The sequence below is a fragment of the Helcobacillus massiliensis genome, from assembly GCF_014191425.1.
Taxonomy (GTDB): domain Bacteria; phylum Actinomycetota; class Actinomycetes; order Actinomycetales; family Dermabacteraceae; genus Helcobacillus; species Helcobacillus massiliensis.
The window spans coordinates 141,276-154,864 of the sequence record NZ_JACHWP010000003.1 but is presented as its reverse complement, the minus strand read 5'-3'; the positions used below and the strand labels follow the sequence as shown (position 1 = coordinate 154,864).

Genomic DNA, 13,589 nt, shown 5'->3' with positions numbered 1-13,589 from the left:
GCCTCAGCCCCAGACCAGGCCCAGCTGGGGGCGTTCGAGGACGGCGGAGATGTCGCGCAGCAGTTCGGAGCCGAGCGCACCGTCGATGAGGCGGTGGTCGAAGCTGACGGCGAGCTGACAGATCCTCCGGGGCTCGATCCGGCCGTCCACCACCCACGGCTTCTCCTTGATCGCACCGAAGCCGACGATCACCGACTCCCCGGGGTTGAGGATCGGGGTGCCGGAGTCGATGCCGAACACACCGAAGTTCGTGATGGTGATGGTGCCGCCGCGGGTGGCGGACAGCGTGGTCTTGCCGGCGCGGGCGGTCTGCGCGAGCTCCGTGATGGACTGCGCCAGCTCCTTCAGGGTCATCAGGTGCGCATCCTTGATGTTCGGCACGATGAGGCCGCGCGGGGTGGCGGCGGCGATGCCGAGGTTCACGAAGTGCTTGTAGACGATCTCCTGCGCGTCCTCGTCCCAGGAGGCGTTGACCTCCGGGTTGCGGCGGATCGCCACGAGCACGGCGCGGGCGAGGACCGCGAGCGGGGAGATGTGGATGTCGGACCATTCGCGGGACGCCTTCAGCTGAGCGATCAGCTCCATCGTCTCGGTCATGTCCACTTCGTTGAACACAGTGACGTGCGGCGCGGTGAACGCGGAGGACACCATGGCTTCAGCAGTGCGCTTGCGGACCGACCGGATCGGGACGCGGGTGGTGGAGTCGTCGCTGGTGACGCCGGGGAACGGCTGACTGCGGGGCGCCTTCATCGACCCGGACAGGTCCTCGGGGGCCTGCGGGGCGTCATCGGGGAAGAAGTCGCCGTCGAGGGCGCGCTGGCTGGCGGCGAGGACGTCCTCGCGGGTGACGGTGCCGCCGGGACCGGTGGCGAGGACGTCGTGCAGCGCCACGCCGAGGTCCTTCGCCATCTTCCGCACGGGCGGTTTGGCGAGGATGCGGTCGATCGGCACCTGCTTCTGGTCATCACCGCTGGGGGCGGTGCGGCGGCGCCGGCGGGCGGTGGGAGCGGCGGCGCCGTACCCGACGAGGGTCTTCGGCTCCTCCGCTGCGGCGGCCGCGTCGTCACCGCCGGTCTCGGCGGCGGCCTGCGCACCCGCAGGGGCCTCACCAGCGACGGCGCCAGCTGCGGAGCCGGCGTCAGCGTCGGCGGCCGAGGCGTCGGCACTGCTGGCGGGGGCGGATCCGTCGGCCCCTCCCCCGCTGGTGTCGATGTCCAGCAGCGGATCGCCGACGGGGACCTCCTGGCCGACGGCGACGTGGATCGCAGCGACGGTGCCCGCCACGTGCGAGGGCAGCTCCACCGCGCTCTTCGCGGTCTCCACCGTGACGATGGGGTCGTTGATCTCGACCCGGTCGCCCACCTGGACGCGGATCTCGATGATCTCGGCCTCGGTCAGGCCTTCGCCCGGGTCGTTCAGCTGAACGGTGACGATGTCGCTCATAGCGGTCCCTCTCAGTACGCGAAGCTTGCGGTGACGGCGTCGAGGACGCGTTCGGCGTCCGGCAGGTAGTGGCGCTCCATCCGTGCCGGCGGGTAGGGCGTGGAGCAGCCGCCCACGCGCTGCACGGGCGCCTCCAGGTGGTAGAAGCACTGCTCGGTGACGCGCGCGGCGATCTCACCGCCGAGTCCGCCGAACACCGGCGCCTCATGGACCACCACGAGCCGGCCCGTCCGCTGCACGGACTCGATGACGGTGGGCATGTCGATGGGGTTCAGCGACCGCAGGTCGATCACCTCCACACTGCGGCCCTCCTCCTCGGCGAGCGCGGCCGCTTCCAAGGCGGTGGAGACCGTCGGCCCCCACGCGACCACGGTGGCGTCCTCACCGGGGCGGGCGATGCGTGCCTGGAACGCCGACTCCTCCGGGGCGTGGTCGAGGTCGACCTCGCCGCGCAGCCAGTAGTGGCGCTTGGGTTCGAACACGATGACGGGGTCCTCGCATTCGATGGCCTGGCGGGTCATCCAGTAGGCGTCGTTCGCGGTGGACGGGGTGATGACGCGCAGCCCCGCCGTGTGCGTGAAGTACGCCTCCGGCGACTCCGAATGGTGCTCGACCGCGCCGATCGCGCCGCCGTAGGGGATGCGGATGACCACGGGGACCCGCACACGGCCCTCGGTGCGGTTGTGCATCTTCGCCAGCTGCGTGGTGATCTGGTTGAACGCGGGGAACACGAAGCCGTCGAACTGGATCTCGCAGTTCGCGCGGTAGCCGCGGAACGCCAGCCCGATCGCGGTGCCGATGATGCTCGCTTCGCTCAGCGGGGTGTCGACCACGCGGTCGCCGCCGAACTCGTCGAACAGGCCGTCGGTGACGCGGAAGACACCGCCGAGGCGGCCCACGTCCTCGCCCATGATGAGGACCTTGTCGTCGGCGCGCATGGCATCGCGCAGGCCGAGGCCGATCGCCTTGGCGATGGGGAGCTTCTCGACCATCACTCGTCCTCCTCGAACTGGGCCTGGAACGCCTCGAACTGGGCGCGCTCCTCCTCGATCAGGGGGTGCGGTTCGGCGTAGACGTACTCGAACATCTCCCGCGGGTCCGGGTCCGGCAGCGCATGGATGTGGTGGTGCAGCTCCATCGCGAGGTCGTGGCCCTCCGCCTCGCAGGACTTCACGAAGTCGTCATCGATCTCGTCCAGGGAGTCGAGGTGGGCGCCCAGGCGCTTGATCGGGTCCTTCTGCCGCCACGACTCCTCCTCCTCGGAGGGCCGGTAACGGGTGGCGTCATCACTGGTGGTGTGCGCCGCCATGCGGTACGTGACCGCTTCGATGAAGCGGGGGCCGCCGCCGGAGCGGGCCGCATCCATGGCGATGCGGGTGGCGGCGAGGACACCGAGCACGTCGTTGCCGTCCACGCGGGCCGACGGGATCCCCCACCCGCGGGAGCGCTGCGCGAGCGGCACCCGGGTCTGCACGGACGTGGGCACGGAGATCGCCCACTGGTTGTTCTGGGTGAAGAACACGGTCGGGGTCTGGAACGACGCCGCCCACGTGAACCCCTCGGACACTTCGCCTTCGGAGGACGCGCCGTCGCCGAACAGGGTGAGCACGGCCGTGTCCTTGTCCGGGTCGCCGGTGTCCACGAGGCCGTCGCGTTTGATGCCCATGGCGTAACCGACGCCCTGCGGCACCTGCGAGCCGAGCACGATCATGTACGGGTGCGTCTTCAGCGCCTTCGGATCCCAGCCGAGGTGGCTGACGCCGCGGAACATCTCCAGCAGGCGCCACGGTTCGATGCCGCGCGCCCACGCGATGCCGTGCTCCCGGTACGTGGGGACCAGGTAGTCGTGGGGGCGGCAGGCGTGACCGGCGCCGATCTGGGCGCCCTCCTGCCCCAGGGCGCTCGCCCACAGGCCCAGCTGCCCCTGCCGCTGCAGGTTCGTCGCCTCGAGATCGGCGGCGCGGATCATCACCATGTCCCGGTAGAAGCCGCGCATCTGCTCAGCGGTCACATCGGCGATGGCCGCATCCAGCTCCTCGTGCGGATGCCGGGTCCCGTCGGCCTCCAGGAGGCGGAGCGTGGGCTCCTCCTGCGGGGCCTGCGGGATGCTCGTTCGAAAAACAGTCACGGAATGAGACTATCGGAGGGCGCTGAGGCGAACCATTCGCCGACCACCGCGATCGTCCGGTCGTTCTCCTCGGCGGTGCCGATGCTGATGCGGGCCCCGTCGGTCCCGTAGGCGCGGACGACGAGGCCGCGCTCCCGCGCGAAGTCCGCGAACTCACCCGACCGCTCCGCCAGCGGCAGGAACACGAAGTTGCCGCCGCAGGCCGGGAGGTCCAGCTCCAGCGCTTCCACGATGCGCTGGCGCTCAGCGATGACGAACTCGACCCGTTCCTGCAGCTCAGCGGCAGCAGCGGGCTCGAGAGCGGCGACGGCCGCGGCCTGCGCGAGGGTGTTCGCCGCGAACGGCATCGTCACCAGGCCCAGGGCTGCGGCGAGCTTCGGGTGGGCGATGGCGTAGCCGAGGCGCAGCCCCGCGATGCCGTGCACCTTCGAGAACGTCTTCAGCCGCACCACGTTGCCGAACTCGCGGAACAGGGCGTCCGCATCGGGGTGGAGGTCGCCGGCGAACTCGCCGTACGCCTCGTCGAGGCAGACCGCGATGTCCGACGGGATCCTCTGCAGGAAGGACCGCAGCTCCTCGGTGGTGGCGCAGGTACCGGACGGGTTGTTCGGCGTGCACAGGAACACCAGGCGGGTGCGATCGGTGATCGCGTCCGCGATCGCGTCGAGGTCCACGCGGTGGTCCTCGGTGAGCGGGACGCGGACCTGGTCGCAGCCGTGGGACTGCACGATGATCGGGTACAGCTCGAAGGACCGCCACGGGAACACGACCTCGTCACCGGCGCCGGCGACGGCGCGGAGGATCTCCCCGAGCACGGAGGAGGCACCGGTGGAGACGTGGATCTGCGTCCAGTCCACACCGTGCTTCTCGGCGAGGGCGGTGCGCAGGGCGACGGAAGCGGCGTCGGGGTAGCGGTTGAGGCCGTCGACCTCGGCGACGACAGCGTCCCGCATCGCCGGCAGCGGCGGGAACGGCGATTCGTTGCTCGAGAGCTTCGCCGATTCGGCGGGGGCGGGCTTCCCGGGGACGTAGGCGGGGATGCCCTCCAGGCAGGCGCGTATGCGTGTCATCTCCTCAGTCATGGGGCCGATTCTAGGCACTGCCGCCATGAGATGATGGACCCATGCATCTTTCGGACATTCAGCCGCCCATTGCCCTGACCCCGCTCGACGGACGCTACCGCCCGCAGGTCGCCCCGCTCGTGGACCACCTCTCCGAAGCCGCCCTCAACCGTGCGCGCATCATCGTGGAGACCGAATGGATGATCCACCTCCTGGACAGCGAGGCCATTCCCGGCCTGCGCCCCCTCACCGATGAGGAGCGCGCCCTGCTCCGCTCCATCCCGGAGGGCTTCGGGGCCGACGGCATCCGCGAGCACGCCGAGATCGAACGCGAGACCGTGCACGACGTCAAGGCCGTGGAGTACTACATCAAGCGGCGCCTGACCGGCACCAGCCTGGAGGACCTCGCTGAGATCGTGCACATCTTCTGCACCTCCGAGGACATCAACAACCTCTCCTACGCCCTCATGGTCAAGGGCGCCGTGCAGGACGTGTGGCTGCCGGCCCTCAGGGGCATCATCGCTGACCTCGAGGAGCTGGCCCGCTCCTGCCAGGACGCGCCGATGCTGTCCCGCACCCACGGCCAGCCCGCCACTCCCACCACCCTCGGCAAGGAGATCGCGGTGTTCGCCTACCGCCTTCAGCGCCAGGCCCGCCGCATCGAGGCCGACGAGATCCTCGGCAAGATCAACGGCGCCACCGGCACCTACGCCGCGCACGCCGTGTCCGTGCCGGGCACCGATTGGCAGGAGGTCTCCCGCACGTTCGTGGAGCACCTCGGCCTCACCTGGAACCCCGTCACCACCCAGATCGAGTCGCATGACTGGCAGGCGGAGCTGTTCTCCGATGTGGCCCGCGCCGGCCGCATCCTGCACAACCTCGCCACCGACATCTGGACGTACATCTCGCTCGGCTACTTCCGTCAGCGCCTGTCCGCCCAGGGCGGCACCGGCTCCTCCACGATGCCGCACAAGGTGAACCCGATCCGCTTCGAGAATGCGGAGGCGAACCTGGAGATCTCCGGCGCTCTGTTCGACGTCCTGGCGCAGACCCTCGTCACCTCCCGCCTGCAGCGCGACCTGACGGACTCCACCACGCAGCGCAACATTGCGCCGGCGTTCGGCCACTCCCTGCTCGCCATCTCCAACATCGAGCGCGGCCTGAAGGGCCTGGATGTGGACACCGAGCAGATGCTCACCGATCTCGACCAGAACTGGGAGGTGCTCGGTGAAGCCGTCCAGTCGGTGATGCGCACCCTCGGTGTGCAGGGCGTGGAGGGCATGGATCAGCCGTACGAGCGACTGAAGGAGCTGACCCGCGGTCACCGTGTGGACGGTGAGGCGATGCGGGAGTTCATCATGGGACTCGGTCTGCCGGAGGAGGAGCAGGCGCGTCTGCTGGAGCTGACGCCCGCCGCCTACATCGGGCTGGCGCCGCGGATCCTGGAGCACCTCGATGGCTGACGAGGTGGGCCCCGGCTACCACGATGCGAAGTCCAAGTACCTGGCCCGCCTCAAGAGGATCGAGGGCCAGGTGCGGGGACTGCACCGCATGGTGGACGAGGACACCTACTGCATCGACGTGCTCACGCAGATCGCCGCCACCACGAAGGCGCTGGAGTCCGTCTCCCTCGCCCTCGTGGAGGACCATATGCACCACTGTGTGCATGACGCGGTCGCGTCCGAGGACAGCGCCGTCATCGAGGAGAAGCTCGATGAGGTCCTCGCCGCGATGCGCCGTCTCATGTGACGCACCGCGGCGCTGAATGACTACTTCCCGACGAACGCTCGCACCGCAGTGATCTGCGCCTGAACCATCACATCGAGGGTGGGCTGCAGAACCGGCGCGAAGAACGGCGAATGGTTCGCGGGAGCCCCGTCGGGTTCCTCGAAACCACCCACCGTCCAATACGTGTACGGCGCCCCGAGCGCATCGGGGATGCGGGAGAAGTCCTCCGACGCCGTCACCGGCACCTGTGTGCCGACCTTCTCCTCACCGAACTCGGCGATGAACGCATCGGTGACGACCCGGGTCGGGTCCTCGTCGTTCGTGGTGAGCGGGAACTGGTCGTAGAACTCGATCTCCGGGTCCTTCTCGCAGCCGCCGGCCGCGCATTCGGCCCTGACGATCCGCTCCAGGGAGGCGACCACGCGGTCCCGGACCGCCGGCTCGTAGTGCCGCAGGTTCAGCAGCAGCTGGGCCGAATCCGGGATGATGTTCGACTTCGTGCCCGAGTTGATCGCACCGACGGTCACCACGGAGAACTCGTTCGGCGGCACCTCACGACCCACGATCGACTGCAGCCGCACCACGATCGAGGACGCGATCACCACCGGATCGATCGCCAGATGCGGCATCGACCCGTGCGACCCCTTGCCGTGGATCGTCACCCTCACCGAATCACCCTGCGACAGGATCGGACCCACGGCGGTGCCGATGTGCCCGGCCTTCGCCGGCATCACGTGCTGCGCCAGGGCCACATCCGGTGCGGGGACAGCATCCGCGAGGCCGTCCGCCACCATGGCGGCGGCGCCCTCCGCGGTTTCCTCACCCGGTTGGAACAGGGCGATCACCGTGCCGGACCAGGAGTCGCGGTCATCCACGAGATCCCGTGCCGCGCCGATCAGCGCGGTGGTGTGGAAGTCGTGCCCGCAGGCATGCATGACCCCGTCGGCCTCCGAGGAGTACTCCAGCCCCGTGTCCTCCGTGACGGGCAGGGCGTCGAAGTCGGCGCGGGTGAGCACCACGGGTCCGTCACCGTTCTCGATGACGGCGACCACTCCCCCGCCGATGCGCTGCGGCTGCAGGCCGAGCGCCCGCAGCTCCTGTTCGATGCGCTTCGCGGTCCTCTCCTCCTGCATCGACAGTTCGGGGTGGCGGTGGAAGTGCTTGTACAGCTCCTCCAGGTCGGTGCGCTCGGTGAGGGCGGATTCGAACGGCGTGATCAGAGACATGCGGGGTTCACTCCTTGGTTTCTTGACCGGCGGGAACGGTGATGACGGTGGCGACCAGGGCCACGACCATCATGATGACGACGAAGAGGTTGCCGAGGAACGCGCCGAAGCGCAGCGGGCCCGCCTCAGCGGTCCACCCGGTGAAGAAGCCCCAGTCCTGAACGGTCTGGATCGCGACACCGGACCCGGCGACCATGAGCGCCGCCGCGATCGCGATGCCGATGGCGCCGCCGAGGGAGGAACCCATCTTGAAGATGCCGGACGCGGCACCGGTCTGCGACTTCGGCACCGAGGAGATCGCGGCATCCGTCGCCGGCGTGGCGAAGAAGCCCAGTCCCATGCCGAAGCAGGTGAAGCCGATGAAGGCGAACACCAGGTACGGAGTCTGCGGCACGAACGTGAGTGTGTTGAGGGCCGTGCCGATGGCGACGATGCCGAGCCCCCAGAGCATCGGCTTCTTCGGGCCGAAGCGGCGCAGCAGCTTCTCCCCCACGCGGATCACGAGGAAGATCGCGATCATGTAGCCGAGGGTCAGCAGGGAAGCCTGCAGGGCGCTCATGCCCGCGCCCTTCTGCGCGAGTGTCTGGGTGACGAGCAGGACCGCCACACCCATGTTGACGAGGAAGTTCGCGAGGGTCGGGCCGAAGAACCGCTTGTTGCTGAACAGGCCCAGGTCGATGAACGGGGCGAGGCCGCGCCGCTTGTTCTCCCACAGGATGAAGGCGACCGCGAACACGGCGAACACCACGAGCAGCAGGATGCCGATCCAGGACGTCCAGCCGATCAGCTTGCCCTGCGAGATGTACACGTTGATCGCCACCAGCGCGATCATGAAGGTGAGGAAGCCGCCCCAGTCGAAGGCCGGGTAGCCCTTCGCCTCGTCGAACTCCGCCTTCACGTTCGGGGTCTTCCGCACCAGGTACAGCGACAGCGCCGCCGCCAGGATCGACGCGATGAAGATGAACCGCCACCCGATGGCGGAGGCGACGATGCCGCCCACGATCGAGGTGAGGGCCGAGCCGCCGAAGGTGCCGATGGAGAAGAACGACACGGCGCGCTGACGCGCCGCACCCTCGTAGAAGGTGCTGATGAGCGCGAGGACGGCGGGCATGATCGCCGCGATGGACAGGCCCTGGATGATGCGGCCGCCGAGCAGCATGGACGTGGTGAGGCCGCCCGCGTTGACGGGAGTGCCCGCGATCAGACCGGAGCCGATGATGCTGAGCAGGAGGCCGAACTTCAGGATGGTGGCCCGGCCGAGCCGGTCGGCGAGGGAGCCGGCGAGGACTACGAAGATGCCGGAGAACAGGGCCGTGATGGAGACGGCGAGGTTCGTGATGGTGGTGGCGGTGCCGAGCTCCGCCTCGATGTCGGGCTTGACGTTGACGAGGGTCTGGGCGAACAGCCAGAAGGTGAGGACCGCGAGGACTGCGCCGAACAGCCACGAGTCAGTGGCGCGGAACCCGTCGGCCCGCGGGATGCCCTCCGTGGCGCTGGCCTCAGCGGCCCGGCGCGCGCGGCGGGGACCGTCAGCGCGGTCGGTGCCCGAAGGGGCAGACCCGTCGGCATGGTCGGCGCCCGGGCCGCGGGAGGCGGCGGATGCCCGTCGATGGGATGGGGTTGAGCTCATAGAGGCCTCCGAGCGGTTCAGGTCACAGAAAGATAACAGCCCTCATCCTAAACCCGCGCGCCCGGGACCTCCGACCCCGCCTCAGCGCCCCACCCCCGCGCAGACCGACGGCCTCAGGCGGGGCGGACGCTGACCGATTCGATGGTCGCGTCCGGCCCCATCGCCAGGGTCGAGGCGACGACCGCAGCGACCGACTCCGGCCGCATGTACTTCTCCGCCTCGTACTCCCCCTCTTCGAAGGACCGCAGCTGCCGCTGCATATCCGTATCGACACGGCCGGGGTGCACGCTGATGACCCGCACCCCGTTCTCCCGCTCTTCCGCGCGCAGCGAATCGGCGAAGGCGCGCAGCGCGAACTTCGAGGCGCTGTAGGCACCGCCGCCCGCACCGGCCGTGAAGCCGCTGCCGGAGTTGATCAGCACCACCGACCCGCGGCTCTCCCGCAGGCGCGGCAGCAGCGCCGCGGTCAGCACCGCCGGCGCGGTCACGTTCAGGGTGAGGGAGCGCTGCCAGTCCGACGCCGTCAGATCCGCGACGGTCCCGGACACCAGCACACCAGCGGAGTGGATGACTCCGTCGATGGGACCGTCGATGCCGTCGACGGCCCCTGGAATGGAGTCCGGGTCGGAGAGGTCGAGCGGGAGGGTCTCGACGGATCCTCCGGCGGCGACGCGCTTGCGGACCTTGCCGCCGCGGCTGTCACCGGCGCACAGCTCCTGGGCGGCGGCATCCAGGCCGTCAGCGCAGCGAGCGGTGAGGATGAGGTCGTGGTGGGGGTGGAGGACACGGGCGATGGCGAGGCCGATGCCGCGGCTCGCCCCGGTGATCAGGTAGCGGCTCACAGCACGTACGGCTCTCGCGAGTCGTCATCGCTGACGAGAGGGAGGTCAGCCATGAACCACTGGTCCATGCCGCCGGTGACGTTGATGGCGTCGAATCCGTTCTGGTTCAGCCACTGGGTCACTTGGGCGCTGCGGCCGCCGGAGCGGCAGATGATGTAGAGGTCGCCGTCCTCGGGCAGCTGGTCGAGGTTCTCCAGGAGACCGGAGGCGGCGATGTGCTGGGCGTTGGGAGCATGGCCAGCGGCCCACTCCTGGTCCTCGCGCACGTCGATCAGATGGGCGTTCTCAGGCACTTCAGTGGGGCCGACGGATTCGAAGCTCATACCTCGAGTGTACGGGCGGGCCCTGTGGGAGGCGAGGGGACCGACGAATGCGGAGGGCCCCGCCGAGCACATGCTGTGCCGGGCGGGGCTCTCCCTGTACGGTGTCGCCTCCATCTCGCGGGGACCGCTGGTGCCCTGCGGTCCCGACGGCTGGAGGGACCCGTCGGTCTGCGGTGGCCGATCAGCCGAAGCGGCCGGAGACGTAGTCCTCGGTCTGCTTGTTGGCCGGGGAGTTGAAGATCGTGTTGGTGTCGTCGTACTCGATGAGCTTGCCGGGCGTGCCGGTGCCGGCGATGTTGAAGAAGCCGGTCTTGTCGCTCACGCGCGCAGCCTGCTGCATGTTGTGCGTGACGATCACGATCGTGTAGTCCTTCTTCAGCTCACCGATCAGGTCCTCGATGGCGAGGGTGGAGATCGGGTCGAGCGCGGACGCCGGCTCGTCCATGAGGACGACCTCCGGCTTCACTGCGATGGTGCGGGCGATGCAGAGGCGCTGCTGCTGACCACCGGAGAGGCCGCCGCCCGGCTTGTTCAGGCGGTTCTTGACCTCTTCCCACAGGTTGGCGCCGCGCAGCGACACCTCCACGATCTGGTCCGCCTCAGCGCGGGAGACGCGCTTGTTGTTCAGCTTCACGCCGGCCAGGACGTTCTCCGCGATCGACATCGTGGGGAACGGGTTCGGCTTCTGGAACACCATGCCGACGCGGCGGCGCACGTTCACCGGGTCGACGCCCGGGCCGTAGATGTTCTGGCCGTCGATCTTCACGGTGCCTTCGGCGTAGGCGCCCGGGATGACCTCGTGCATGCGGTTCAGGGTCCGCAGGAAGGTGGACTTGCCGCAGCCCGACGGGCCGATCAGCGCGGTCACGCTGTTGGGAGCGATGGTCATCGAGACCCCGTCCACGGCGCGGAAGTCGCCGTAGAAGACGTTCAGGTCCTCGATCTCAATGGGGAGGGACACAGTGGTTCCTTTCCTGAGCCGGATGCTCAGCGGCCCGTCTTGGGGGCGAAGTAGTAGGACACGAGGCGGGCGACCACGTTCAGCACCATCACCAGGATGATCAGCGTCAGCGCAGTGGCCCAAGCGCGTTCGAGGTTGATGCCGGTGTTGCAGGCGTACTCGGCGCGGGTGAAGTAGTTGATCACGGTGTCACCGGAGCACGGTGCTGCACCGGCGGCGTACTGGCCGTTGATGACCAGCGGCAGAGCCGCCATACGACCCTCGAACAGGTTCGCGTTCAGCAGGGTCAGACCGCCGATGGTGAACATCAGGGGCGCGGTCTCACCGATGACACGGGCCACGGCGAGGGTGACCGAGGTGGTGAGGCCGGCGATCGCGGTGCGCAGCACCACGCGGACGGTCACGATCCAGCGGGGCACGCCGAGGGCGAGGGCTGCTTCGCGCAGGTCGTGCGGCACGAGGCGGATCATCTCCTCGCTGGAGCGCACCACGGTCGGGATCATCAGCAGCGACAGGGCCACAGAGCCCATCAGGCCGGAGCGGATGCCCGGGTCATTGGTGATGGTGATGAACAGGGCGAGGGCGAACAGGCCGGCCACGATCGAGGGGATGCCCGTCATGACGTCCACCAGGAAGGTGACGCCGCGGCCGAGCATCCGCTTCACACCGGTCTTCGAGTACTCCACCAGGAACACGGCGGTGAACAGGCCGATCGGAATCGAGATGATCGACGCACCCAGGGTGATGAGGACGGTGCCGACGATCGCATGGAGGATGCCGCCGCCGTCGGCGCCGCCGGTGAAGCCCTGCATGGTGCCGGTCAGGAAGCCCGGGGTGAGCAGACGGGGCAGGCCGCGTGCAACGACCTCGGCCAGCAGGGAGACCAGCGGAATCATGGCGATCACGAAGGCGCCGGTGACCACGAGGGTGACCACGCGGTCCATCGCCCAGCGGCGTCCCTCGCGCAGTCGGGAGTAGACATAGGCGACCGCGAGGTGCAGCACGTAGCCGAACACCAGCACGGAGGCGAGGGAGAAGGGCGAGAAGTCCCGGCCCACCAGATTGACCTGCTGATCCTCCGGGAGGAGGCCCACCAGCGCCTGGACGCCGGCGAGGATCACCACGGACAGCGCCAGGGCGATGCCGGCGGTGACCAGTGCGTGGTACCAGGGCAGGCGGCGCTCTTCACGAGCGGCGGCGGAACGGGGGCCCTTCGGGCGCGGGGACTGCTGAGCAGCGCGACCACGGACGAGGTCCTGGTCCTTGATGACTGCAGAAGACGACATATCCGAACTCCTACTTCTTGCTGCTCGCGGAGACGATCGCGCGTGCGATGAAGTTGATGATGAAGGTGATGACGAAGAGCACGAGGCCGGCGAAGATCAGCTTGGACATGTCCAGGCCGGTGGACTCGGCGTTCTGCGCCGCAATGTAGGACGCGATCGTCGAGTGCTGGCCGACGGCGAGCACGTGCAGGGTGTAGGTGAGGCCCGGGGCCATCACCATGAGGACCGCCATGGTCTCGCCGAGCGCACGGCCGAGGCCGAGCATGGAGGCGGACACGACGCCGGAGCGGCCGAACGGCAGCACCACCGTGCGGATCATCTCCCAGCGGGTGGCGCCCAGTGCAAGGGCGGCCTCTTCGTTGAGTCGGGGGACCTGGAGGAAGACCTCCCGCGACACGGCGGTGATGATCGGCAGGATCATCACGGCGAGCACCACCGCCGCGGCGAGGACGTTGCGCATGGGGCTGGTGACCTCCTGGTCACTGCCCTGGAACATCGGGAACCAGCGGGTGAACAGCGACTCGTGCAGGAATCGGAACGCCGGCTCGAGCTTCGGGACCAGCCACACACCTCCCCACAGACCGAACACAACGGAGGGGACCGCTGCGAGCAGGTCGACCACGTATCCGATGGGCGTCGCCAGCTTGCGCGGCGCGAAGTGGGAGATGAACAGTGCGATGCCCACGGCAACGGGCACTGCCATCACAAGGGCGAGTCCGGCCGCCAGCACCGTGCCGAAGACCAGCGGGCCGACGAACTCCGCGAGGGAGAACTCACCGGACTGGCCCATGACTTCAGTGGAGGCCCGGATCGCATCCCAGCTCTGCGCGAGCAGGAACAGGAAGACGGCCAGGAGCGCGGCGAAGATGAGCAGGCCCGAGCCCACGCTCAGCGAGGTGAAGATCCTGTCGCCGAGGCGGACCGGAGTCCTGTTCGTCTTCTGAGGGGAGGTGGTGGTCAC

13 protein-coding genes are annotated in these 13,589 nt (G+C 68.7%); 2 read left to right on the top strand and 11 right to left on the bottom strand.

The genetic code is table 11. From position 1 onward, the window contains the following. Positions 1-3 precede the first annotated feature (3 nt). The 4 genes from FHX50_RS07645 to FHX50_RS07630 are packed head-to-tail and all read right to left on the bottom strand — an operon-like array spanning position 4 to position 4,653. Complete coding sequence (locus tag FHX50_RS07645; protein ID WP_183376257.1) at positions 4-1,443, bottom strand: dihydrolipoamide acetyltransferase family protein; 1,440 nt, start codon at positions 1,441-1,443, stop codon at positions 4-6. An 11-nt stretch (positions 1,444-1,454) separates the two neighbouring features. Then, positions 1,455-2,435, bottom strand: coding sequence for an alpha-ketoacid dehydrogenase subunit beta (locus FHX50_RS07640; protein WP_221187265.1), 981 nt, complete (start codon positions 2,433-2,435; stop codon positions 1,455-1,457). Beyond that, complete coding sequence (locus FHX50_RS07635) at positions 2,435-3,571, bottom strand: thiamine pyrophosphate-dependent dehydrogenase E1 component subunit alpha (protein WP_183376253.1); 1,137 nt, start codon at positions 3,569-3,571, stop codon at positions 2,435-2,437. The genes FHX50_RS07640 and FHX50_RS07635 overlap by 1 nt, the downstream gene beginning before the upstream one ends. Beyond that, on the bottom strand, positions 3,568-4,653 hold the full coding sequence (locus tag FHX50_RS07630) for a histidinol-phosphate transaminase (RefSeq protein WP_183376251.1): 1,086 nt from the start codon (positions 4,651-4,653) through the stop codon (positions 3,568-3,570). Before FHX50_RS07630 ends, FHX50_RS07635 begins: the two co-directional genes overlap by 4 nt. Positions 4,654-4,694: 41 nt before the next feature. Between FHX50_RS07630 and purB the strand changes: the two genes are divergently transcribed. Together purB and FHX50_RS07620 are read left to right on the top strand one after the other, a co-directional pair. Then, positions 4,695-6,095 carry an adenylosuccinate lyase gene (purB, locus tag FHX50_RS07625; protein ID WP_183376249.1) on the top strand — a complete coding sequence of 467 codons (1,401 nt, stop codon included), beginning with the start codon at positions 4,695-4,697 and terminating at the stop codon, positions 6,093-6,095. After that, the gene (locus FHX50_RS07620) at positions 6,088-6,381 is read left to right on the top strand and encodes a metal-sensitive transcriptional regulator (RefSeq protein ID WP_183376247.1); all 294 of its coding nucleotides are present in this window, start codon (positions 6,088-6,090) and stop codon (positions 6,379-6,381) included. The genes purB and FHX50_RS07620 overlap by 8 nt, the downstream gene beginning before the upstream one ends. A 20-nt stretch (positions 6,382-6,401) precedes the next feature. Here the strand turns inward: FHX50_RS07620 and FHX50_RS07615 are convergent, their stop codons facing one another. From FHX50_RS07615 to pstC, 7 genes are all read right to left on the bottom strand, one after another. Next, the gene (locus FHX50_RS07615) at positions 6,402-7,586 is read right to left on the bottom strand and encodes an amidohydrolase (RefSeq protein WP_183376246.1); all 1,185 of its coding nucleotides are present in this window, start codon (positions 7,584-7,586) and stop codon (positions 6,402-6,404) included. Positions 7,587-7,593: 7 nt separating this feature from the next. Then, positions 7,594-9,216: an MFS transporter gene (locus tag FHX50_RS07610; RefSeq protein WP_183376245.1), complete on the bottom strand. Its 1,623-nt coding sequence runs from the start codon at positions 9,214-9,216 to the stop codon at positions 7,594-7,596. Between the two features lie 113 nt (positions 9,217-9,329). Beyond that, complete coding sequence (locus tag FHX50_RS07605; protein WP_183376244.1) at positions 9,330-10,058, bottom strand: SDR family oxidoreductase; 729 nt, start codon at positions 10,056-10,058, stop codon at positions 9,330-9,332. Further along, positions 10,055-10,381 carry a rhodanese-like domain-containing protein gene (locus tag FHX50_RS07600; RefSeq protein WP_183376243.1) on the bottom strand — a complete coding sequence of 109 codons (327 nt, stop codon included), beginning with the start codon at positions 10,379-10,381 and terminating at the stop codon, positions 10,055-10,057. Before FHX50_RS07600 ends, FHX50_RS07605 begins: the two co-directional genes overlap by 4 nt. A gap of 181 nt (positions 10,382-10,562) precedes the next feature. After that, the gene (gene pstB / locus FHX50_RS07595) at positions 10,563-11,342 is read right to left on the bottom strand and encodes a phosphate ABC transporter ATP-binding protein PstB (RefSeq protein ID WP_183376242.1); all 780 of its coding nucleotides are present in this window, start codon (positions 11,340-11,342) and stop codon (positions 10,563-10,565) included. A gap of 26 nt (positions 11,343-11,368) precedes the next feature. After that, positions 11,369-12,628, bottom strand: a complete 1,260-nt coding sequence (gene pstA, locus FHX50_RS07590; RefSeq protein WP_183376241.1) for a phosphate ABC transporter permease PstA — start codon at positions 12,626-12,628, stop codon at positions 11,369-11,371. 10 nt (positions 12,629-12,638) lie between these two features. After that, the gene (gene pstC / locus FHX50_RS07585; RefSeq protein WP_183376239.1) at positions 12,639-13,589 is read right to left on the bottom strand and encodes a phosphate ABC transporter permease subunit PstC; all 951 of its coding nucleotides are present in this window, start codon (positions 13,587-13,589) and stop codon (positions 12,639-12,641) included.